The sequence below is a fragment of the Vibrio sp. RM-69-4 genome, from assembly GCF_024743775.1.
GTDB lineage: Bacteria > Pseudomonadota > Gammaproteobacteria > Enterobacterales > Vibrionaceae > Vibrio > Vibrio anguillarum.
This window is the reverse complement of record NZ_JAMQXI010000076.1, coordinates 986,648-1,008,133: the sequence shown is the minus strand read 5'-3', so window position 1 is coordinate 1,008,133 and position 21,486 is coordinate 986,648. Positions and strand designations below refer to the sequence as shown.

The following is a 21,486-nucleotide window of genomic DNA, read 5'->3' as shown; positions in this document are numbered from 1 at the left end:
ATTGGTGCTCCCTCAAAAGGAAAGTGGCTAAATTATGTGTCACGCACTTCTGAAATATTCGTAACCATGACCTAAACTACGAATTATTAAGTAAATCAAGGCAGAGGTCGTTATGTGGCAAACTCTCATTCAGCAGTTATCCGATACGCTCATGTTTGAATTTAACCCTGTTGAAAAAGAAAAAGTCAGCGGTGGTGACATTAGTGATTGCTACATGATCAGCGATGGTGAGCAACGCTATTTTGTTAAAGTAAACACACGAGACTTCTTAGCTAAGTTTGAGATTGAGGGTGAAAACCTACGTTCGCTTCGTGAAACGTCAACAGTACAGGTTCCCGAGCTAGTGATGATTGGAACCAGTAAAAATCATGCTTTCATTGTTTTAAACTATCTACCAACCAAACCCCTAGATAACGCGACGAACAGCTATGAATTCGGTGTACAACTGGCCAAACTGCATCAATGGGGAGAACAAAAAGAGTATGGGTTTGATGCAGACAATTATATTGGTTCCACTTTGCAGCCAAATCCGTGGGACAAAAAATGGGGTCGTTTTTTTGCGGAACAACGTATCGGCTGGCAATTGCAATTGTTGCGTGAAAAAGGAATTGAGTTGTTCAATATCAGCGAGTTGGTCGACGTTGTCCAATCTCGCTTAGCTAACCATAGCCCTCGCCCATCTCTGCTGCATGGAGATTTGTGGCATGGGAATGTGGCAAACTCTGTATTTGGTCCAATTTGCTACGATCCTGCCTGTTATTGGGGTGATCGTGAATGCGATATCGCAATGACAGAATTATTTGAAGGTTTTCAACCTGAGTTTTACCAAGGCTATGAGAGCATCTTACCTTTGAGTTTGGACTATGTGGAACGTAAGAATATTTATAACCTCTATCATGTCCTCAATCACTACAATCAATTTGGTGGCCACTATCTGGTCGAAGCGGAAAGTTTGATCAAGAAAATCCTCTCCTTTTAACGGTGTAAACAACCGAGCTGTATAGACAACAAATGAGCCTTAATAAATGGCTCTTTTGTTGTTTTATGGGCCAATTCAAAGTTTGAACTTAATTTGCCGCTTAAAGGAACTTAGCGACTTAGTATTAAGATATCTCCAAGGATGTAAGGAAAGAGATATGAAAAATTATACGGAAAGAATGGTTAACTGCCCTCACTGCGGTCATACCATTCGGATTACCCTAGATGCATCAAATGGTAGCCAAGAGTTTTATGACGATTGCCCCGCCTGTTGCCATGCGATTCATCTCAATATGATGGTCGATGAACGTTTAGACAAAATAGAGTTGTTTGTTGATGCCGATGATGAACAAATCTTTTAAAAAGTGAGCGCTTGGCAAGCGCTCTTCTTAATGGTTACGTGCAACACGCCAAGCCCCCCTATCTAGCCTAATCAAGCTTTGTCTGAAATAGATTTCACCGCATATAGCGCGACGAGCAACCTTCCCAATAAACATTAGGTAATTTCATCAGTTTTTCATGGAGCTTAGTGTGACATTTCTTTATCATCCATGCCTACGCGATAAGTTGATTATTGGTCGCGATTTTTGCTTGTCCTTCCTCTGGAGATATTTGTGCATCGTTATAAACAAGAAGCTTCAAATTTAATCAAATTGGCAACACCTGTGTTGATTGCCTCTATTGCTCAAACTGGAATGGGCTTTGTAGATACCGTCATGGCAGGTGGTGTGAGTGCGATTGATATGGCTGCGGTATCGATCGCGGCGAGTATCTGGCTACCTTCGATTCTGTTTGGTGTTGGGTTGTTAATGGCGTTGGTTCCTGTTGTAGCGCAACTCAACGGATCAGGGCGGCAAAAGAAAATTCCTTTTGAAATACAGCAAGGCGCAGCGCTAGCGTTGTTTGTCTCTATTCCCATTATTGGTGTTCTTTTTCAAACTCAATGGATTTTGGGGTGGATGGATATTGAGCCGTTGATGGCTGAAAAAACTAACGGGTACATGTACGCCGTGATGTTTGCCGTACCTTCTTATTTACTATTTCAAGCATTGCGCAGTTTCACGGATGGTATCTCACTGACGAAACCCGCTATGGTGATTGGTTTCGCGGGCCTATTAGTTAACATTCCACTTAACTGGATTTTCGTATACGGAAAATTTGGCGCACCAGAGCTAGGCGGTGTAGGTTGTGGTGTGGCGACGGCAATTGTCTATTGGTTGATGTTTTTTATGCTGCTGTTTTATGTCGTCACTTCTAAACGCATGGCGCACATTAATATCTTTGGTGAATTCCATAAACCACAATTGAAAGCGCAAATTCGCTTATTCAAGCTTGGTTTTCCTGTGGCGGCAGCGATATTTTTTGAAGTTACTCTATTTGCTGTGGTCGCATTGTTGGTCGCTCCACTCGGTTCATTGGTGGTGGCGGCTCACCAAGTCGCTTTGAATTTCTCATCATTAATTTTTATGTTACCGATGAGTATCGGCGCTGCAGTGAGCATCCGTGTTGGCCATAAGCTGGGCGAAAAAAATATTGAAGGGGCAACCATCGCTTCACAGGTTGGCTTGTTAGTCGGTTTATCTACTGCAATTATCACGGCGACGTTAACGGTTCTATTTCGTGAATATGTGGCTTTGCTTTATACGGAAAACCAAGCCGTTGTAGCCATGGCAATGCAGTTGCTTATTTTTGCGGCTATTTATCAATGTATGGATGCGATTCAAGTCGTTGCAGCAGGAGCGCTACGTGGTTATAAAGACATGACGGCTATTTTTAATCGTACCTTTATCGCTTATTGGATGATTGGCTTGCCAACGGGCTATGTATTAGCAATGACAGATTTCATTGTCGAACCTATGGGGGCCAGTGGGTTCTGGATAGGATTTATCGTTGGCTTATCTTCTGCTGCTTTAATGCTGGGTATCCGCTTACACTGGATGCATCAACAAGCCGATAGCGTGCAACTCGATTTTGCATCGAAATAACAGCTTGATTCTCTGAATTTCAACGTGGCGAAAAGGCGTTGCGATGAAATAATAAGGTCAGACATTGTCTGGCCTTATTTATATTGCTGGCCTTTCTCTCATAAAACGTGCAAATCTTGGTTTCCCTTCTGCAGTGAGATCATTAAAACGAAAAGTAATAATGGATCCGATCTTTGGCGGATTATTTCTGATCTCATCAGAAAAACCGCTGCCGATATAGAACTCAACACCGTTTTCTAAGCGCACTAGCACTGATCCCATCATACCTTGATATTTGCCAGAACCCAGTTTATAACCAATGACCGTAGCTTCAGCATCTTGGTGTTTTTTAAGCTTAAGTAAATCGTTACTGCGGCCGGCTTGGTAATGGGCATTAATTTTTCGCAGCATCACCCCTTCACCCTGCCCATCACTTACGTTGTCTAAATACCCAAGCAGCTCTTTTTCTGAGTGAACTGGTGAATGTTCAATATAGGTAATGTGCGGAGCATTCATGAGTGAGGATAAGTGGATGAGATTGCGGTATCGCTTTTTGTAGTCACCGATCGCTTCGGGCATATCAAACAGCATAAAGCGGATGCTTTGCCACGCTTCATCGGTTGGTATGGTATCCAATACCGTTTGTTGAACGTGATGAAATTGACCTCGTCCAGCCCAAAGCTCTCCTTCTAATGCTTTATTAGGTAATGGTGCAGTAAACCAAGCAGGCGCATTTATCTTATTACCATTACGCGTATGAAGATATTGTCCATTCCAGACGGCGCGAATTCCATCCAGTTTTTCACTTTTCCAGTACTCAGCAACATCAATGCCATGTTGGTAACTATTGGCTGCTGTGACCGGAATAAACATCTGAGAGTTTTCCGTTGCAGTGACAGGAATTGTGTTCAATAAAGCGATGGAGAGTAGCGATAGTTTCAGTTGCATGCCATCAGGCTCGATCAATCAAAATGTGGTACATACTTAGCACGTGCCACTCATATGAAAACCATAAACAAGATAAATTGCGATGAAATTCATACTCAATCATCTCTAAAAAACAGCTTATTACATAGACAGTTACGACATGTAGATAGTGTTTTATCAGCCTTTTAAACCTAAGCGTTTTTAGGCTGCACGTGTGTATTCAAGCCACTCCAAATGATTTTGCCCTGCTTTTAAGCCCATGTCATAGCCTATGTTGAGCAACGGTAACTTCATCGTCAATCTCTTAACGGGAAACCCTTCAGGTGGCGCGATTACTCGAATGATGGCATCAGAAGGTGGATTGCGAATAAATTCAAGTGATTGGTTGTAATGTTTCGCACGAAATAGCATTGATTTAGCCATATTTGGATGGCGTGAAAAGAGTTTTTTCATCATCCACTTACTTTTAGGAGGCGACATGATATAGCTAAGTGGATGTGATAAAACAACCGTAATATCTCGTGCTCCACGGCGATACGCTTCTTTAACAGGGATCGAGTCAGCAACCCCTCCATCAGTGTAGCAACCACCATGGAAACAAGGCGTGTGCTTATAAACTATCGGTAGAGCGGATGTGGCTTCAATGGCCGTGCTCAAGTTTTCTTGAGTCACTCGATAATAATCGGCTTTACCCGTTTCGATATTGGTTGCAACGGCAAAGAAAGGGACTGAGTTAAACAGTTTGTCTTCATCAATCGGATAACGTCGGTTGGACTCATCGATTAGCCAACGCACATCGACGAGATTTCCCCCCTTAATAAAGCGAATTGGGTTAAAAAAAAGACGGTCGGTGGCAAGCTGAGTTACAACGTGATAACTGCGTCTCGGTTGCTTCGCAAGGTAGCCAATTAAGTTTGAAGCTCCAGCTGAAACACCTAATACAAAATCAAATGGGTTGTGCTGATGTTGTAAAAAACTATCCAAGACTCCACTGGCAAAAATGCCGCGCATCGCACCACCTTCAACCACTAACGCTTTCATCATGATTCTCTCTCTGTACTTCATCGTTAAACGTTATAGTACGGAAAAAATCAGAAAGACAATAATAGGTTCTCTTTATCACTAAGATAGGCAAAACCGAACCAATGTCAGTCTTGATAATGACGATTCAAAAATCGTAAAAGGTCAGACGCCTCATCATCGGACAGATGAGGCGCTATGATCAGATATTAGCAGTTTGCGCTTGCTGAACTTTTTGTAAACGAGAAAGGAATTTGATCCATCCTTTGGCATGGCTTGATGGGTTTAGGTTTTCAGCTTGCTTGGCTTGGTATAGAGCATTATCGAGTTGATTGAGTTTGTACAGCGCATGAACTCGCGCTAACGCGACATCGGCTTTTTTCTCGCGCGTGGTGACTTTATCCAACGCCTGTAACGCTTCTTTAAATTGCCCTTGCTGGTTGTACAGCAGCGCCACTTGCCAATAATATTGCTCATCCTGTTTAGCTGCTTTTGTCCATGTTCTGATCGCTGATTGCCATTCTTTGGCTTGCTGCCAGTAAGTGGCTTGCTCTTTCAGTAAAGTTAAATCTTGATCAGCATCAGATAATGTTTGCAGAACTTGCGCCGCACGTTCTGGAATGCCGTTTTGCGCATACAACTGCGCGAGCAAGTGTTTATCCTTATCGGTTAATTCCACACCTTGTAATTTGGCTAACGCTAAACTGTTTAATGCTTGACGACGCTGATCTAAACGCAGATGTAAACCGACCAACTGTCGCCACCAACTGGCTTGGCCAGGCTCCAGCATGATCAGTTTTTCTAAGGTTGGAATGGCCGCCTTCCATTGTTCTAGCTGAAGCTGCGCACCTAATTTAAGTGACAGTGGGTTTTTAGTATTAAGTGGTGTCACGGTTTGGTATTTATCCAACGCATGCAGCACTTTTTTCCATTGTGCAATTTGGTAGTGGGTCTGTGCGATACGCAACCACAGATCGTCTACTTTCTGTGAAGGCGGAACGGATTTCAATAATTGGTAGTAGTGCGGTAACGCCTTTTCAAATTGTTGTTCATTGACATACAGATCAGCCAGCATACGTTCGGTGGTCCATGCCTGCTCATCTTGCAGCTCTCCACTCTCTACAGCGTACTTGATCTGTTTGATAGCCGCTTTGGGCTGACCACTTTGCCAATAAAACACACCAAGCATCCGGGCGACAAATGCTTTATCGTAAAGACGTGACGTTTCAACACTGCTCAGTACCTCAATGGCTTGAGTGAGGTTCTCTTCTAATGCAAATTGCTGTGCTTTTTGCACTTTCAGGACTGTTGTCGCACTTAATTCGCTCGCATTTAAAGAGAGCGAGCCGATAACAAGTGATAAGCCAATCAATATACGTTTCATCATTTGGCAATTTTAAACTCCACAGTCACGGTTTGTCCCGGCTGCTCAATGGCTTTGCCGTCAACAATCTGAGGTTGATACTTCCATTTTTTCAGCGCTTGCATCGCTTCACGCTCAAACATACGTTTAGGATTGGCATCGACGACATTGATGTCGACGGCTTTTCCTGTTGTATCAATGGTAAAGCTTAATGTAACGAAACCTTCTACGCCTCGCTTTAGAGCTCGGCTTGGATAAACAGGCTCGACACGATATAACGGCATTGCTTGCTGGTTTGAGCCAAAATCACCAAAGGTTGGTGCGCTAATCGCCACCCCATTAAGCGCTGTATCCAAACCCAAAGCTGGTAAACTAGTGAGTGATGTAGCGGCCGTAGCGGTAGTTTGTGACTCTGTCACTTGTGCTTGCGGTGGCGGCTCAGGCAACTTTAAAGGTTCCGGAACGCTACGTTGGCGACGCTGTAAATCGTGTTCTTGTTCCATCATCACCATGTTAAATCGCAGTGCTTGAGTTGGTTTTACAGCGCGTTGGTTACCGTTATCCACCATCCACGCCATAAAACTGAACAACGCCAGCGAAATCGCTCCTGCAATTGGCAAAGCAAGCAGTAAACGTCCCATTAACGTTTCTCCGCCGCCAATGCGATATTTTTCACTCCGGCTCCTTTGGCCGCATCCATCACTTTAACAACCGTACCGTTATAAGCATGTTCATCCGCTTGAATCACTAACGCCGCATCTGGTTGTTCGAGCAACAGATGTTCTAGGGTGGCCTCTACACGTTCAACATCAATCAAGCGTTTGTCGATGTAAATATCATTGGATGCATTGATAGCGACAAAAATACCCGCATCTTTCTGACTCACCGCGTGAGAAGCTTGAGGACGGTTAACCTCAACACCTGATTCACGAACAAATGAGCTGGTGACAATGAAAAAAATCAGCATGATAAAGACGATGTCGAGCATCGATGTTAAGTCTATCTGCGCCTCATCATTTCTTGGTTGGCGTCTGCCTAATCTCATCGCAAACTCCTTAACGATTTTTCTAATTTTAATTCAAGTAGATGACACTTTTTTGCAAGACGAGCATGCACAAACATGCCCGCAAGGGCCGCGACCATTCCGGCCATTGTCGGTAATGTGGCCAATGAAATGCCAGATGCCATCAATTTAGGATCGCTACTGCCTTGATTTGCCATCACATCAAACACAGAGATCATTCCGGTGACTGTGCCGAGCAGCCCTAACATTGGGCAAAGTGTGACGAGCAGTTTGATCATGTTAAGGTTGTGGCGCAGCATCTGCTGTGCTTCACCAAGCCAACCCTCGCGAATCGCATGGGCATACCATGAATGGTGTTCCGCGCGTTGATGCCATTGCTCTAACCACCCTTTTCGATATTTAGGAAAGCTCAATACCACAAACAGTACGCGTTCGATGATCAACAACCAATAAAGCGCCACCACCCCAGCTAGCCACCATAAGACGATACCCCCTTGCTGCATAAACTGCTGTAAGGTTGTTAGCCAGTCATTGCTGAGCAGTGCGCTTGGCAATACGCTGTTCATTACGCCGCATTCCTCATTGAAGCTTGGCATTCTTGCTCTGCTTGCGCAGCAACGAGGCCAATCCCCTGTTTTTCTAAAATAGAGCGAATATTTTCGGCTTGAGAGCTTAAGATATTATGAGCTAATAATAGTGGAATCGCAGAGACTAAACCCAGAACGGTAGTCACCAAGGCCATTGAAATGCCGCCCGCCATTACTTTTGGATCACCGTTACCAAATTGTGTGATCACTTGGAAGGTTTCAATCATGCCGGTCACCGTACCCAATAGCCCAAGCATCGGCGCAATCGCAGCTAATAACTTCAGCATCGATAAGCCTTTTTCCAAATGCGCTTGTTCATCGACCACCGCTTCCAGCAAGCGCAGCTCCAACGCTTCTACGCTGCGATTTTGCTCTTTGTTATAGACGCTGAGTACACGCCCCAATGGGTTATTACCAATTTTCTGTACATCTTTAAGCTGCGCTTTGATCTTGTGGTGAGTCATCACCAATGCGAAGCCGCGATAGAAAGCAATGATTAAACCAATACCAAGCAGTATCAAAATGATGTTACCGACCGCACCACCCATTTGTAGCCGTTCGGCTAACGTTGGCGTAAGGGCTAGCTGTTCAAGCATGATGCCACGCGAAGGATCGACCACTAAGCTTTCGATTTCTCCCGTATTTAGGCCAGAGAAAATAGGCCCATTGTCCGGTTGTTTCAAATAAGCGGTGGCGGCTTGTTTATCCCCGTTCCATTTGACATAACCTTGCTCTGTCACCAAACCAAAGGTTCCAATACGATAAGCGGCCACATTTTTCGTGACACCGTCACCATTGATAAATGCGATCTGAACGCGGCTTAGCTCACCACTGGCGATGATCTGTTCAACATAGCTGTGCCATAACCCCGTCAGCTGCGGCATCGAGGGTAAAGATTTTGCGGCGACAATTTCTTGTACCCGCGATGTATACTGATGGCGATCAACCGCAGTGATGGAAGATTCCAATTCACTGCTTAATGCTTTGGCATTTTGGCGTACCACACCAAACAGCTCTCCAAGGCTTCCTGTTTCTAAGCGAAGCTGCTCTTCTAAACGTGCTAGTCGGTTTTCATTATTACTGAATTGCGTGCTTAGCTTATCCGCTTGCGCTTGTAAATCTTGGCGCTGAGCTTCTAGCTCTGCTTTGGCGCGGCGTAGCTGCTGTTCGGTTTGTTTAAAACCAGCTTCGCGTTCGATATTGTGCTGCTGTTGCTGTTTGTTTTCCACTTTGGCGTTGCTGACTAATTCCGTAGAAGCAAAGCTGTTGAAAGCCAATAGTGTTAAACAGAGTGATGAGAGAGAGAAAACCATCTTCATTTGCTTTGCCCCTCTACTAACTCAAGTGAAACAGGAATCGTCATTAAGTTTGGTGTAATTAAATTGTTGGCCATTTTGAAAGCGGTATCTAAATCGGCATATAGCCCACTATCGACATCGGTCCACTGGTGCGAGTTTTGGCTCCAGCTCCAATACTGTTTGCCATTTAAGCTACGAGCCACCAGCGATAAACGGCCAACGTATAAAATATCAGCTTCAATGGTTTTGTTTTCATTGAGCACCACTGCGCCTTGATAAACACCCAGTTTAGTCCCGTAATCAATTTCGATTTGGTACGCTTCAAGAATACGGCGGTATTTTTCAGCATCGCTGACATCCGATCGCACCATCATCGATTCCAGCTTTTCTAAACGCTCTAAACGCGTTTCGCGCTTTAATGGTTTGTCGTTTTCGATTAGGGTACGTAGCCCGTCGATCATCTGATACATCAAAGGAACGATGCCTTGGCGAGTCAGTTTTATCTCATCAATTTGTGACGATAGACTTTGCGCTTCCTGATTCTGGTTTTCCACCAGCGATGCCAAGTGATTACGATAAATAGTGAGATTTTTCACTTCTTCTTTTAACTGATCGATATCAGCTTGCATCAGCAACGCTGATTGAGAACTGTGATTGATGTTCTGTTGGCTGGCGACTGAAGCCGAATTGGTTTTATTTTGGATGGCATTCGCGTCACTGAGTGTAGAAGCATTTACTGCGAACAAACTGGTAGTCGCCACCAAGGACAAGCTGATTTTTAAAAGATTCATAGACGTTATTCATTACCTTCAACGAAGTGTTATCACCTTGTTGATAAAAGCTCTCATTATCATCAAGGATCGCATTCTAACGATTTTTTCCGGTGCAAACAACCACAGTATGCGGCGAACACTCTTTGTTGATGAGTTTTAAAGCCACCTACCCTTTATTTACCTTTACTGACCCCAAATTGCCAAACAGACTTCATTAAACTTTTGACTTTTATTTTGACCACTCGCCAATGTGTGATGGGCCGTATAGGTGCGGTATTTAGCAGGTGTTGGTAGGTTTTTTCGCTCAAACGCCCCTCTTTGCCGTGTGCAAGAAGCAGTGTTTCTGGGTTGAGCTTGAAGATCCGTTCAAGTGACTGGCGATATTGATTGGGATGGAAAATAGGAAAAGGGGCAATCAACTGCTTTTTCACTTCAACCATTAAATCGGCAACATACACAATGCCTTGCTGTGCATGGTAGACAGACAAATCTCGGTCGGTATGCCCTGGAGTTTCTAAGATTTGCCATTCGTTAAAATGAGGAATAGTGTCCCCATCGTTGAGCTTAATGTCAGGCTTTAAGACACGTGGATACCATAAATTCTGCCGCGGGCGGCCTAGGCGATTCGCCATCCAACGCGCAAGCGCAAGATCGGCTAAATGCATACAAAATCCGTCCAAGCCACGATACCAATCATGATCTTTATTGGCAGAGATAATTTTACAACCCGTTAATGCACGCAATTGATGAGCCGCCCCTGCGTGATCTGGATGCATGTGAGTTACCACAACGGTATGAAGATGAGAAAAAGGACGGTTCAGTTCATTCTCAATGAAGTGCTGCAACGTAGGTATGTCTGCTCGACTTGCACCGTCTAGCAGTAATAATCGTTCTGGATATTCAGCCAGATACATATTCTGAATATAGCCTTTGATCGTATGTAGCTTCACCGTTATCCCTACTTGACAGATCAGACCTCCTGCCTGATGTTGGATAAGCATAGCATTAGCGAAAGTGATGTCCAAAGCGCGTCGTCTCTCATTTCCATCAATTTGAAGACAAAATAGAAGGCGCGCGCTATGCTGAGCCGGTTTTAATTGTGTGGAGATAACGCTATGAAGCCTATGATTATTGGCCACCGCGGAGTGGCCGGCCATTACCCTGAAAATACGCAAGTGAGTGTGCAAGCCGCTATTGATTTAGGCCTAAAGTGGGTTGAAGTGGATGTGCAACCGACTCAAGATCACATATTGGTTGTTTGCCACGATCACACCATTGATCGTTGCAGTAATGGTAAAGGGCGCATTGATTCTTATACGCTTGAGCAATTACAACAGTTCGATTTTGGCGCTTGGTTTGATCCTCAATTTGCAGGCGAACCCATCATGACATTAGAGACGTTGCTGACACTCGCAAAGCAGCACAACCTTGGTTTAAACATTGAAGTCAAAGTGGATAAACACGATGTTGCTCAAGTCGCTGCTCAGCTTAAAGCGCAACTGGATCAATGTGGATTACCAAATGAACAGATTGTTCTCTCCAGTTTTAGCCACGCTATCATGCGCGAGCTTTATCAGCATTGTCCGGGTTATAAATTGGCGGTGTTGAGCGAGCGATTAACGCGTAAAGATAAGCAAGTGTTAGCCGAAATTGACGCCTTTGGCTGTAACCTTAACTATCAATGGATCAGTGCAAAGCACATTGCCGAGTTACATCAAGCGGGTTACCAAATTTGGTGCTACACGGTGAATAATCCGAAAAAGTTCAAACATCTCAACTCAGTTGACGCCATTTTTAGTGACGATCCACAGTGCTTTTTGTAAGCCTGCAAGCGTTTAGCTGACTGGTAGAATCTCTTTATTGAGAATGATTCTTCATAATGCGCCACTCTTCCACTCTGTCATCACTCAATAATATGGATGATTTCCTAAGGTACTCTCTATGATACTTGACTCATCGTTATGGATTTGGATCCCGCTGCTTTTTGCCGTTATCTTCAGTTTTCAAAAGCAGTTACGTCCAGCATTCACCTTGCTAGCACTGTCGTTAGTGGGCGGATGGTTCACAGACCGATTATCGTTAATGGCCCTGCTGTATGTCGCCATTGGATTATGTGGTGCTTATTACATTCCACAACTGAAAGGCCGCTGGAAATGGTTTGCTCATGGTGCGTTGCTATTATGGGCAATTGCACTGCTGCTGCATGCTATTCCTGGTTTTAATAATCCTAAAGTGCTGGATAATGTGGTTGCTGGTGCCAATAGTGCCCCCTTTCGTCTCTACTTGAACCTAGATAAACCTATGGTATTTTTTGCTTTGCTACTCGCTTGGCCGCCACTCCTTGGCAACCATCAAACCATTCGTTGGGCCGCGATCGGTAAAGTGTCGATTCCTCTTTTTGCTTTGCTTTTTGTCGCATGGGCGCTTGGCGCGATTAAGCCCGAGTTATCTTTACCAACTTGGTGGTGGCTCTTTGCTCTCAATAATTTACTGTTAACCTGTGTGGTGGAAGAAGCATTTTTCCGGGGCTATTTACAAAAAGCCGTTAGTGAAAAATTCGGTCTATGGCTCGGTATTGCGCTCGCTAGTATCCTATTTGGCCTTGCGCATTTTTCTGGCGGCGTGACTTTGGCGCTATTTGCCACATTAGCTGGTATTGGCTACGGCGCGATCTATCATCTAAGCGGGCGTTTATGGACGGCTGTACTCTTCCACTTTCTCTTTAATTTTTCCCACCTTATTTTCTTCACTTATCCAGTATGGGTACAGCGTTAAAACCTTTAAGCCAGCTGAAGTTTTCGCTGGCTTTTTTCTTTTTTTCAGTCGATGAAATACCTTATTGATAGTTTAGTGACAACCGTTATGAACAACTGAGTATAAAACGAATTGTTCTCATTATTCCTATTTTTGGCCTAGGGTTTATGGTCAACGTCATGTTGATAATAATACTCCAGGGAGGAGAGAATGAACCAGAAACAAACGTTATTGGCGATTGCGCTAGCAGGCTGTTTCAGTACCGCTTATGCAGAAGAAAAGGTGTGGATTTCCATTGGTGGTGACGCGACGCAAACGGCGCTTCGCTCTGGAGCCCAAAGCCTATTACCTGAAAATCTTATCAATCAAACATCAGTATGGGTTGGGCAAGTACCAGTAAGCGAGTTGGCGACGCTTTCACATGAAATGCACGAAAATCATCAGCGATGTGGTGGTTATATGGTCCACCCTTCTGCACAAAGTGCGATGAGTGTCAGCGCAATGCCGCTGAATCTAAACGCTTTCAGTGCACCGGAGATCACTCAGCAAACCACCGTTAATGCTTGGTTGCCATCAGTATCAGCGCAACAAATCACCAGTACCATCACCACCTTAACCCAGTTTAAAAATCGCTTTTATACTACCTCGACTGGTGCTCAAGCATCGAATTGGATTGCAGATCATTGGCGCTCACTCTCTGCGTCACTGCCCGCAAGCAAAGTAGAACAAATCACACATTCAGGCTACAACCAGAAATCGGTAATGCTCACAATTACAGGCTCTGAAAAACCTGACGAATGGGTGGTGATTGGCGGGCATTTAGACTCGACACTTGGTTCTCGAACCAACGAAAGCAGTATTGCGCCGGGTGCGGACGACGATGCATCAGGTATCGCGGGCGTGACAGAAATCATCCGTTTGTTGTCTGAGCAAAATTTTCGTCCTAAACGCAGCATCGCTTTCATGGCTTACGCTGCTGAAGAAGTGGGCCTTCGAGGTTCACAAGACTTAGCCAATCGTTTTAAAGCCGAAGGTAAAAAAGTAATGTCTGTGATGCAGTTAGACATGACTAACTACCAAGGTTCACGCGAAGATATTGTGTTTATGAGCGATTACACCGACAGTAATTTTACCCAGTATTTGACACAACTATTGGATGAATATTTACCGTCATTAACCTATGGATTTGATACCTGTGGCTATGCCTGCTCTGATCATGCCTCTTGGCATGCGGTTGGTTACCCAGCCGCGATGCCTTTTGAATCCAAATTTAATGATTACAACCCTAATATTCATAGCCCGCAAGACACTCTGCAAAATTCCGACCCAACAGGATTTCATGCGGTGAAATTTACTAAACTTGGATTGGCTTATGTGGTTGAAATGGGTAACGCCTCAACACCGCCTACACCGAGCAATCAACTGAAAAATGGCGTACCTGTGAACGGTTTATCGGCCAGCAGAAATAGCAAAACCTGGTACCAATTCGAACTGCAGGAAGCGGGCAACTTGAGTATTGTATTGTCAGGGGGAAGCGGCGATGCCGATTTATACGTTAAGTATCAAACTGATGCCGATCTACAGCAATACGACTGCCGTCCTTATCGCAGTGGCAATAATGAAACGTGTCAGTTCTCCAATGCTCAACCGGGCCGCTATTCTATTTTGCTGCATGGATACAACAATTACAGCAATGCAAGTTTAGTGGCAAATGCTCAATAAACAGCGCAAAGAAAAGCCAGCCGCAAGGCTGGCTAATCGATTAACTCTCAGCATCGGGCTGGTTTTCGGGGGCGGCGGCAATAAACGCCGGATGAGCACGAAGCTCAGCAACGATTCGTTTGATGATCGGAAACTGCGCCATATCAAGATTAAAGCGCTCCGCGTTATACACTTGTGGTACTAAACAAACATCCACTAAGCTCAGTTGATCACCAACACAGTATTCTCCTGATACTGTCGCCAATTTTTTTTCCAAGGCATGAAACCCCGTGGCTATCCAATGCCGATACCAGTCTCCTTTTTGACTTTCATCCACGGCCAGTTCACGCGTTAAATATTGTAAAACTCGTAGATTGTTCAGTGGATGAATATCAATAGCAATGTCTTGCGCCAGTGCTTTAATCTGATATTTCTCTTTACCTGATAGCGGAACCAAACGTACTTGGGGATACTGGTCATCCAAATATTCGATGATGGTTAACGACTGAGTAATGCAATGTCCGTTATCTTCCAGTACCGGAATTAACTCACTCGGATTGAGAGCGCTAAACTCGGCTGAATGTTGCACTCCGCCCTCCTTAACTAAATGGACAGCAATAGACTGGTAATCGAGCGCCTTGAGGTGAAGTGCGATGCGTACTCGGTAAGCGGCTGAAGAGCGCCAATACCCATATAACTTGAGGCCACTCATGACCCTTTCACCACGCGTTGATCGATTAAACCAAACAGGCTGTTCCCTTTATCATCACGCATTTCTAACGTTATCCTGTCACCAAATTTCATAAATTCGGTACTTGGTTTACCGTCCCGAATGGTTTCAATCATCCGCACTTCTGCAATGCATGAATAACCGACTCCCCCTTCAGCAATCGCACTGCCAAAATCGGTTCCCTGTTTATTGGAAACTGTACCAGAGCCAATAATAGTGCCCGCGCACAAGGGGCGCGTTTTTGCTGCGTGAGCAATTAACTGTGGAAATTCAAACGTCATGTCCACGCCAGCATTGGGGCAACCAAATGGTTTATTGTTATAGGTTGATAGCAATGGCAGGTTGAGTTTTCCGCCGTCCCAATGGCAGCCTAGCTCATCGGGTGTCACAGCGACAGGAGAGAATGCTGAAGACGGTTTGGATTGAAAAAAACCAAATCCTTTAGCAAGCTCTTGAGGGATCAAACCACGCAGCGATACATCGTTAACCAACATCACCAATCGAATCGCTTGCGCCGCTTCACTTGGGGTTGCACCCATTCTGACATCATCAGTGATCACGGCCACTTCGGCTTCAAAATCAATTCCCCATGCTTCATCTTGCATTTGAATATCATCACGCGGTCCAAGAAAAGCATCCGAACCACCTTGATACATTAACGGATCACTCCAGAAGCTTTCAGGGATCTCCGCACCTCGTGCTTTTCGTACTAACTCGACATGGTTGACGTAAGCAGAACCGTCGGCCCATTGATACGCTCTAGGCAGGGGCGAATGACACAAGGTTTGATCAAACTGCATCTCTTGCAGCAATTCGCCTTCATTCAGCGCCGTGTAAATTTCGCTGAGCATCGGTGCGGTTTCCTGCCAACGGTCTAAGGCTTGCTGTAAATGCTCGGCAATCTCAGGCACAGCAACGCATTTTGATAAGTCATGGCTGACCACGACCAATAAACCATCTCTTGTGCCGTTTTTTAGCGTAGCTAACTTCATGTCACTTCCTTATTCTTATTCGTTTATTCGCTCTTCCAACTGTAGACGTACTGTTGATTTTCAACCTGCTGCGCAGCCTCACTAAAGTGTAATGCATGCCGCGTATCAATCATCACTGCCACTTCATCGGTAAATTTTTTCTTATGCTCTTGCCCAGCTTGGAACGCTTTCGGATGTGGGCCATGGGTAAACCCGGCAGGATGAAAAGTGACCATGCCAGCTTCAATATGATCGCGGCTAAAGAAATCACCCGCATGGTAGAAGAGCACTTCATCGTAATCATCATTGTTATGATAAAACGGAACCTTTAAAGCGCCGGGGTCACTCTCAATCGGCCGAGGCACAAAGGTGCAGACCACAAAACCTTGGCCAACAAAGGTTGTGTGAGCGGAGGGCGGCAAATGATAGCGATGCGACATCAACGGCCGAATGTCTCGCCAGTTGAGTTTCACCACGGAAAGATCACCGTGCCAACCTACTGCATCCAATGGGTTAAATGGATAAGTAATGACGCTGATTTTCTCATGACGTTTTAAATGAACTTGGGTGATCTTTTCTGAATACTGCGCTTTAAACTCTGGGTTAATCGACGGGACTTGCAAAACCGCAGGATCGAATATGGCGTGGTTCCCTACGAGCCCTTTTTCTGGCAAAGAATACGCCGCATCCGTATTCTCTATCATTAGAATGAACATCGGCTCACTTGGCTCAAGTCGCCAATTGGTTGAACGCGGGATCAACACATAATCCCCTTGTGAAACGCTCAAGTGTCCGTAATCGCAATAAAAATCAGCGCTTCCTTGATGAATAAAAAGTAACTCATCACCATCGGCGTTACGCACTAAATGATCCATCGCTTGAGCCAGCTTCCATACTCGGACTTTACATTGTGCATTATGCAATAGATGCGGCACGCTCCACGGTGAACTTTGTTTGGCTTGCTCGATCAAATTAAAATTAAAGGCTCTCGGCCTTAACTCACCTTGCCATTCACTCCACCCTGTCGGTGCATGTTGGTGATGGAAATGAGCCGCAGGGCCAAAAAAGCCACTGCGTCCTGCTTCTCTTTCATAGATGGCCTCTTGCGGGAAGTCGGCATGAGCTTGGTTTGAACATACCCCTTCTCGGTGAGGAAATGTGATCCATTTATGCATCGCTGAGTACTCCTCGTCGAATTTGATCTTCTTCAATCGACTCAAATAATGCTTTGAAATTACCTTCCCCGAACCCTTCATTACCTTTGCGTTGAATGATCTCAAAAAAGACTGGGCCAATGACGGTTTGAGTAAATATTTGCAGCAAAATTCCATCTTTCATCGGTGCGCCATCGATCAGGATCCGCAGCGCTTTTAACTGATCAACATCTTCTTGATGCCCTTCAACTCGATCATTGACTTTTTCGTAGTAAGTATCCGGTGTCGGCATGAAATCCATCCCTCGCTCGCGCAGAGTACGTACCGTCTGGTAGATATCATCAGTGGATAAAGCGATGTGTTGGATCCCCTCACCATTGTATTCACGAATAAACTCTTCTATTTGTGATTTATCGTCAGACGATTCATTGATTGGGATGCGAATTTTGCCGCAAGGTGCCGTCATTGCGCGGCTAACTAGCCCCGTTAGCTTCCCTTCAATATCAAAATAGCGAATTTCACGGAAGTTACCGATCCGCTCATAAAAGCCAGACCAAACGTCCATGTGGCCTTGTTTGACGTTATGCGTTAAGTGGTCAATTTCGAACAGACCAACATTGGCGTGAGTCATTCGTTGATTGGCATCGGCATAGAACTTGAAATCCACATCATAAATGCTCTGGCTACCGTAACGGTCGACAAAATAGAGCAAGCTATCGCCAATTCCATAAATCGCGGGAATGCTCAGTTCCATTGGGCCAATTTGTGTTTTGTATTCTCGCCCGCCATTTGCCTGCACATGCTGCATGGCGACAGATGCATCATGAACGCGAAACGCCATCCCACACACTGAAGGTCCATGCACTTTGGCAAACGCTGCAGCTTGACTGTGGGGTTGAGAGTTAACGATAAAATTGATATCCCCTTGACGATATAACCACGCCTCTTTTGAGCGGTGCTTGGCTATCTCAGCAAAGCCAAGAGAAGTAAACAGCTCTTTTAACTGCGCGATTCCAGCGGGATCAGCCGCGGTGTACTCCACAAATTCAAAACCGTCTGTTCCCAATGGGTTAAATGTTGAGGTCATCTCGCGCTCCTTTTTTGTTAACGCTTGTGTTGAGTATTGCGAACATGGCGTAATTTTCAGCAAAAATGAACCCTATAACGAAAAACGGTTTAGCGGAGAACAAATAGTGTCGATGTAATTAAAATGTTACACAAATCTATTAATGAGCAGTAGGATAGTAAATTAGCGAATTTCACAGAGATGATTTATTTTTATCACACTGAATATTAAGCACTTTTTCTTAATCGGCCACGTTAATCACAAGTCAATCATAACCAGTTGCTCAGTAAAGCGAATAGCACGGCGTAACATTTTAGCTACATTTATTAAAAGCCGATACTGCCTCCGGCGAAAAACACACAATCGGCGAGGTGTTAGGCGCACATAGTTTTTATATGCCGAGCTACACGGACAAAACATTAGGCCAACACAGGTGAATCATTAAGTTAAAAACAATAGTCATTGGCTATATATAAGCGAAAAATTCGGTTGTTTTGTCGTGCTTCTTTGATTTATCGCAGAACATCGCGTCATCCACACGCGATATGGTATGGCTTCTGTTTCCTACGAGATAACAAAATGACCATGATAAATGAACAGCGCTTGGTTGAGCACTTTCTACAACTAATTCAAATTGACAGCGAATCGGGTAACGAAAAACAGATTGCAGAAACGCTGTCTGAACAATTGGGTGAGCTTGGTTTTTCAGTCCAAAAACTGCCCGTACCTGAACATGTTTCCAATGGCTTTAACCTTTATGCTCGCCTAGCAGGACAACTAGATGACAGTGTCGTACTGAGCTGTCACATGGATACCGTCAAACCGGGGATTGGTATCACACCCGTCATTGAAAATGGCGTCATTCGCTCTAACGGTGAAACCATTTTAGGCGGCGATGACAAATCGGGTATTGCGGCCATTATGGAGGCGATCCGAACGATTAAAGCGCAAAAACAACCTCATAAAACCATTGAAATTGCATTCACCGTCCATGAAGAAGGCGGGCTACAAGGCTCAAAACACTTTGATATCTCTCATATTCAATCGACTAAGGCGATTGTACTCGACACTGGTGGTCCAATAGGAACCATCGTTAAAGCCGCCCCAGGGCAGCAAAAAATCATCGTTAATATCAAAGGCAAACCCGCACACGCAGGCCTTGCTCCTGAAGAAGGTATTAGCGCTATCGCCGTCGCAGCCGATGCGATTACCCAAATGAAATTGCTGCGTATTGATGAGGAAACCACGGCGAATATCGGCCTTGTTCATGGCGGTGGCGCAACAAATATCGTCATGCCTGATCTTAGAATTGTCGCTGAAGCCCGATCATTGAATGATGATAAGTTGAGCCTACAAGTTGAACATATGGTGTCAACCTTTCAGGCCGCGGCGCACAAGCATGGCGCGCAGGTTGAGATTGAATCTACTCGTGCTTACAACGCCTTTGTATTGGATGAAGAGCATCCGCATATCGCTGCGATCAAAAAGAGCTTTGAATCGGTTGGGATTGCACCAAAAACCAAACGTACTGGTGGAGGCAGTGATGCAAACAACTTTAACAAAAAAGGATTAGTGACCGTCAATTTGTCAACGGGCATGGCGAAAGTTCACACCACCGAAGAGTATATTGCGATCAATGATATGGTGAAGATTGCAGAATTCCTAACAACGTATTTGACCGAATAAGCCTTACGATAAAACAGGCCTCATTTTCGCGAGGCCTGCTAAAGAAACATTGGTGGGATTGGTATAAATTATAAACCTATATTTTCCGTTAACGCTTTGATTTGTTCTAAATCCATGCGGTGAACTTGGATCATCTGATCGATTTGGCTAATTCTTGAATTCGCTTCATCTTGCTTATCACATGCGTCTGATTTTGCATCCCACGACTTACCTTCTAAGTAGACATCACAATCGATTTTGAGCGTTTTTAGCTTCGGTACTAAACTTTCTTTCTCTTTTTGCAGCGCTTCTAGCTCTTGCTTAATTTTCAATTCACGTTGGAACAGTTCGCGTGAACGTTCAAAAATCGTTGCCTGCATATCGGCTTGCCGATTTAATTTAGAATTTTTGTTCTCAACTTGCGCTAGTGCATTTTCCTGTGTATTAAGTTTCGCTTGCAGCGCTTTATTTTCTGCCATTAACGCTTGGTATTGGCTTTGCGCTTGATCCAGCTCTTGTTGATACTGCTTTTGTTGCTCTTCTAATGCTTGTTGAAGTTTATTTGCTACTTCAGCGTCGACACTGGCGACTTTTAATTGCACTTTTTCAGCTAATTGGCTTTTATCTTGGGTGAGCTGTTCATATTTTTCTTCTAGCTGATGGTATGTTTTTTGCCAGTTATTCGTGGTGATACTTGAACCGATTAAGCCACCTAATGCTAACCCCAACACCCCTGCTAACGCGATGTAGACGTAGGTGCGTTTGTCTCGTTCTTCAATCACTACGACATCGTCTTGTGCATCAATGTCCGTCTGTTTGTTCACTCTTTCGCTCCTATCTATCTCAGCGAGTTAATTCAGCAATCACAATTGAGGCAGCATAAATGACAAAAGCAGTGAGTAAAGAAACCACCACACCTTTTTGCAACTTTTCGTTGGTACGATAACGAATAAAAATAAAAGCAATGGCGATCAATAAAATAATGGTGATGAGTCGTGTCATTAGCCTATCCTCTCACGTAGTGTATATCATTTATAACACGCGATAAGTCAGAAAAAAGTAGAACAATCGACAACAAGCGTAAAGTTTTCACCCCTCATCCAACGTTTACGTCTATAAATGGTTAACAAACCACCAAACGGCAGCAAATTGAGATCAAAAGCACAATTTTTCTTGTCTTGGAAAACGCTTTATGTAACATATCCCGCCTTGATGGTAAGCGCACTTATCATCAGTTCCGATGAAGACTGCAGGAGAGTAGCCTTAGTTTATTCAAAGTATGAGTAAACAGGCTCGCCGAAGAAGTAAATCTTTCAGGTGCTAATGCTCTCTCTTATGAGAGCTGGCGAGGACTGTAGTTGGAGGAACCTCTGGAGAGAACCGTTTAATCGGTCGCCGAAGGAGCAAACCCTATTTGGGGTGAAACTCTCAGGCAAAAGGACAGAGGAGTGGAAAGTTACAATCATAAATAGGTGTGGTTTCTTCACCACTGGCCTGCTGTGATCTTTTTG

The 21,486-nt window shown here is 44.5% G+C and carries 22 protein-coding genes and 1 riboswitch; of the genes, 7 read left to right on the top strand and 15 right to left on the bottom strand.

Annotated features, from left to right (window positions below):
• Window positions 1-112: 112 nt before the first annotated feature.
• The 3 genes from NB504_RS16715 to NB504_RS16705 all read left to right on the top strand — a co-directional run bounded on the left by NB504_RS16715 (window position 113) and on the right by NB504_RS16705 (window position 2,963).
• Entirely contained in the window at window positions 113-979 is an 867-nt protein-coding gene (locus NB504_RS16715) for a fructosamine kinase family protein (RefSeq protein WP_017042505.1), read from the top strand.
• Between the two features lie 157 nt (window positions 980-1,136).
• Window positions 1,137-1,340 carry a CPXCG motif-containing cysteine-rich protein gene (locus tag NB504_RS16710; protein WP_258429366.1) on the top strand — a complete coding sequence of 68 codons (204 nt, stop codon included), beginning with the start codon at window positions 1,137-1,139 and terminating at the stop codon, window positions 1,338-1,340.
• 252 nt (window positions 1,341-1,592) lie between these two features.
• Complete coding sequence (locus NB504_RS16705; RefSeq protein ID WP_026027236.1) at window positions 1,593-2,963, top strand: MATE family efflux transporter; 1,371 nt, start codon at window positions 1,593-1,595, stop codon at window positions 2,961-2,963.
• A 78-nt stretch (window positions 2,964-3,041) separates the two neighbouring features.
• On the opposite strand, the gene NB504_RS16700 is transcribed toward NB504_RS16705, so the two are convergent.
• The 9 genes from NB504_RS16700 to NB504_RS16660 form a co-directional block, all read right to left on the bottom strand.
• A complete protein-coding gene (locus NB504_RS16700) occupies window positions 3,042-3,908 on the bottom strand; it encodes a DNA ligase (protein WP_405054819.1) in 867 nt (288 codons plus the stop codon).
• Between the two features lie 162 nt (window positions 3,909-4,070).
• Entirely contained in the window at window positions 4,071-4,934 is an 864-nt protein-coding gene (locus NB504_RS16695) for a patatin family protein (protein WP_017047626.1), read from the bottom strand.
• Between the two features lie 157 nt (window positions 4,935-5,091).
• Window positions 5,092-6,276, bottom strand: a complete 1,185-nt coding sequence (locus NB504_RS16690) for a lipopolysaccharide assembly protein LapB (RefSeq protein ID WP_258429364.1) — start codon at window positions 6,274-6,276, stop codon at window positions 5,092-5,094.
• Window positions 6,273-6,893 carry an energy transducer TonB gene (locus NB504_RS16685; protein ID WP_094147900.1) on the bottom strand — a complete coding sequence of 207 codons (621 nt, stop codon included), beginning with the start codon at window positions 6,891-6,893 and terminating at the stop codon, window positions 6,273-6,275. Before NB504_RS16685 ends, NB504_RS16690 begins: the two co-directional genes overlap by 4 nt.
• A complete protein-coding gene (locus NB504_RS16680; RefSeq protein WP_013856855.1) occupies window positions 6,893-7,297 on the bottom strand; it encodes a biopolymer transporter ExbD in 405 nt (134 codons plus the stop codon). The genes NB504_RS16685 and NB504_RS16680 overlap by 1 nt, the downstream gene beginning before the upstream one ends.
• Window positions 7,294-7,842 (bottom strand): MotA/TolQ/ExbB proton channel family protein, encoded by a 549-nt coding sequence (locus NB504_RS16675; RefSeq protein WP_013856854.1) that lies wholly within the window; start codon window positions 7,840-7,842, stop codon window positions 7,294-7,296. The genes NB504_RS16680 and NB504_RS16675 overlap by 4 nt, the downstream gene beginning before the upstream one ends.
• Complete coding sequence (locus NB504_RS16670; RefSeq protein WP_258429360.1) at window positions 7,842-9,182, bottom strand: MotA/TolQ/ExbB proton channel family protein; 1,341 nt, start codon at window positions 9,180-9,182, stop codon at window positions 7,842-7,844. Before NB504_RS16670 ends, NB504_RS16675 begins: the two co-directional genes overlap by 1 nt.
• On the bottom strand, window positions 9,179-9,952 hold the full coding sequence (locus NB504_RS16665) for a DUF3450 domain-containing protein (RefSeq protein ID WP_017047621.1): 774 nt from the start codon (window positions 9,950-9,952) through the stop codon (window positions 9,179-9,181). Before NB504_RS16665 ends, NB504_RS16670 begins: the two co-directional genes overlap by 4 nt.
• 155 nt (window positions 9,953-10,107) lie before the next feature.
• On the bottom strand, window positions 10,108-10,884 hold the full coding sequence (locus NB504_RS16660) for an MBL fold metallo-hydrolase (protein WP_017042499.1): 777 nt from the start codon (window positions 10,882-10,884) through the stop codon (window positions 10,108-10,110).
• Window positions 10,885-11,049: 165 nt separating this feature from the next.
• Between NB504_RS16660 and NB504_RS16655 the strand changes: the two genes are divergently transcribed.
• The 3 genes from NB504_RS16655 to NB504_RS16645 all read left to right on the top strand — a co-directional run bounded on the left by NB504_RS16655 (window position 11,050) and on the right by NB504_RS16645 (window position 14,410).
• A complete protein-coding gene (locus tag NB504_RS16655) occupies window positions 11,050-11,757 on the top strand; it encodes a glycerophosphoryl diester phosphodiesterase (protein ID WP_258429359.1) in 708 nt (235 codons plus the stop codon).
• 118 nt (window positions 11,758-11,875) lie between these two features.
• Complete coding sequence (locus NB504_RS16650) at window positions 11,876-12,709, top strand: CPBP family intramembrane glutamic endopeptidase (RefSeq protein ID WP_064625233.1); 834 nt, start codon at window positions 11,876-11,878, stop codon at window positions 12,707-12,709.
• 189 nt (window positions 12,710-12,898) lie between these two features.
• Window positions 12,899-14,410 (top strand): M28 family metallopeptidase, encoded by a 1,512-nt coding sequence (locus NB504_RS16645; RefSeq protein ID WP_170895300.1) that lies wholly within the window; start codon window positions 12,899-12,901, stop codon window positions 14,408-14,410.
• A gap of 40 nt (window positions 14,411-14,450) precedes the next feature.
• Here the strand turns inward: NB504_RS16645 and maiA are convergent, their stop codons facing one another.
• The 4 genes from maiA to hppD are packed head-to-tail and all read right to left on the bottom strand — an operon-like array spanning window position 14,451 to window position 18,331.
• Window positions 14,451-15,101, bottom strand: coding sequence for a maleylacetoacetate isomerase (gene maiA / locus NB504_RS16640; protein ID WP_258429358.1), 651 nt, complete (start codon window positions 15,099-15,101; stop codon window positions 14,451-14,453).
• The gene (locus NB504_RS16635; protein WP_017042494.1) at window positions 15,098-16,111 is read right to left on the bottom strand and encodes a fumarylacetoacetate hydrolase family protein; all 1,014 of its coding nucleotides are present in this window, start codon (window positions 16,109-16,111) and stop codon (window positions 15,098-15,100) included. The genes maiA and NB504_RS16635 overlap by 4 nt, the downstream gene beginning before the upstream one ends.
• A gap of 23 nt (window positions 16,112-16,134) precedes the next feature.
• A complete protein-coding gene (locus NB504_RS16630; protein ID WP_258429357.1) occupies window positions 16,135-17,265 on the bottom strand; it encodes a homogentisate 1,2-dioxygenase in 1,131 nt (376 codons plus the stop codon).
• A complete protein-coding gene (gene hppD / locus NB504_RS16625) occupies window positions 17,258-18,331 on the bottom strand; it encodes a 4-hydroxyphenylpyruvate dioxygenase (protein WP_094144984.1) in 1,074 nt (357 codons plus the stop codon). The genes NB504_RS16630 and hppD overlap by 8 nt, the downstream gene beginning before the upstream one ends.
• A gap of 558 nt (window positions 18,332-18,889) precedes the next feature.
• Here hppD and NB504_RS16620 point away from each other — a divergent pair.
• A complete protein-coding gene (locus tag NB504_RS16620; protein WP_258429355.1) occupies window positions 18,890-19,996 on the top strand; it encodes a M20/M25/M40 family metallo-hydrolase in 1,107 nt (368 codons plus the stop codon).
• A gap of 68 nt (window positions 19,997-20,064) precedes the next feature.
• Here NB504_RS16620 and NB504_RS16615 read toward each other — a convergent pair whose 3' ends face one another.
• Together NB504_RS16615 and NB504_RS16610 are read right to left on the bottom strand one after the other, a co-directional pair.
• Window positions 20,065-20,799, bottom strand: a complete 735-nt coding sequence (locus NB504_RS16615; protein ID WP_017042490.1) for a hypothetical protein — start codon at window positions 20,797-20,799, stop codon at window positions 20,065-20,067.
• A 19-nt stretch (window positions 20,800-20,818) separates the two neighbouring features.
• Window positions 20,819-20,977: a hypothetical protein gene (locus NB504_RS16610; protein ID WP_258429354.1), complete on the bottom strand. Its 159-nt coding sequence runs from the start codon at window positions 20,975-20,977 to the stop codon at window positions 20,819-20,821.
• A 358-nt stretch (window positions 20,978-21,335) separates the two neighbouring features.
• A riboswitch (glycine riboswitch) is annotated at window positions 21,336-21,429 on the top strand.
• Window positions 21,430-21,486: the final 57 nt, after the last annotated feature.

Excerpts from the sequence above, each read along its gene's own strand:
- NB504_RS16715 (WP_017042505.1), top strand. The coding sequence starts at position 113 with ATGTGGCAAACTCTCATTCAGCAGTTATCCGATACGCTCATGTTTGAA.
- NB504_RS16710 (WP_258429366.1), top strand. The coding sequence starts at position 1,137 with ATGAAAAATTATACGGAAAGAATGGTTAACTGCCCTCACTGCGGTCAT.
- NB504_RS16695 (WP_017047626.1), bottom strand. The coding sequence starts at position 4,934 with ATGAAGTACAGAGAGAGAATCATGATGAAAGCGTTAGTGGTTGAAGGT.
- NB504_RS16690 (WP_258429364.1), bottom strand. The coding sequence starts at position 6,276 with ATGATGAAACGTATATTGATTGGCTTATCACTTGTTATCGGCTCGCTC.
- NB504_RS16685 (WP_094147900.1), bottom strand. The coding sequence starts at position 6,893 with ATGGGACGTTTACTGCTTGCTTTGCCAATTGCAGGAGCGATTTCGCTG.
- NB504_RS16680 (WP_013856855.1), bottom strand. The coding sequence starts at position 7,297 with ATGAGATTAGGCAGACGCCAACCAAGAAATGATGAGGCGCAGATAGAC.
- NB504_RS16675 (WP_013856854.1), bottom strand. The coding sequence starts at position 7,842 with ATGAACAGCGTATTGCCAAGCGCACTGCTCAGCAATGACTGGCTAACA.
- NB504_RS16670 (WP_258429360.1), bottom strand. The coding sequence starts at position 9,182 with ATGAAGATGGTTTTCTCTCTCTCATCACTCTGTTTAACACTATTGGCT.
- NB504_RS16665 (WP_017047621.1), bottom strand. The coding sequence starts at position 9,952 with ATGAATCTTTTAAAAATCAGCTTGTCCTTGGTGGCGACTACCAGTTTG.
- NB504_RS16655 (WP_258429359.1), top strand. The coding sequence starts at position 11,050 with ATGAAGCCTATGATTATTGGCCACCGCGGAGTGGCCGGCCATTACCCT.
- NB504_RS16650 (WP_064625233.1), top strand. The coding sequence starts at position 11,876 with ATGATACTTGACTCATCGTTATGGATTTGGATCCCGCTGCTTTTTGCC.
- NB504_RS16645 (WP_170895300.1), top strand. The coding sequence starts at position 12,899 with ATGAACCAGAAACAAACGTTATTGGCGATTGCGCTAGCAGGCTGTTTC.
- maiA (WP_258429358.1), bottom strand. The coding sequence starts at position 15,101 with ATGAGTGGCCTCAAGTTATATGGGTATTGGCGCTCTTCAGCCGCTTAC.
- NB504_RS16635 (WP_017042494.1), bottom strand. The coding sequence starts at position 16,111 with ATGAAGTTAGCTACGCTAAAAAACGGCACAAGAGATGGTTTATTGGTC.
- NB504_RS16630 (WP_258429357.1), bottom strand. The coding sequence starts at position 17,265 with ATGCATAAATGGATCACATTTCCTCACCGAGAAGGGGTATGTTCAAAC.
- hppD (WP_094144984.1), bottom strand. The coding sequence starts at position 18,331 with ATGACCTCAACATTTAACCCATTGGGAACAGACGGTTTTGAATTTGTG.
- NB504_RS16620 (WP_258429355.1), top strand. The coding sequence starts at position 18,890 with ATGACCATGATAAATGAACAGCGCTTGGTTGAGCACTTTCTACAACTA.
- NB504_RS16610 (WP_258429354.1), bottom strand. The coding sequence starts at position 20,977 with ATGACACGACTCATCACCATTATTTTATTGATCGCCATTGCTTTTATT.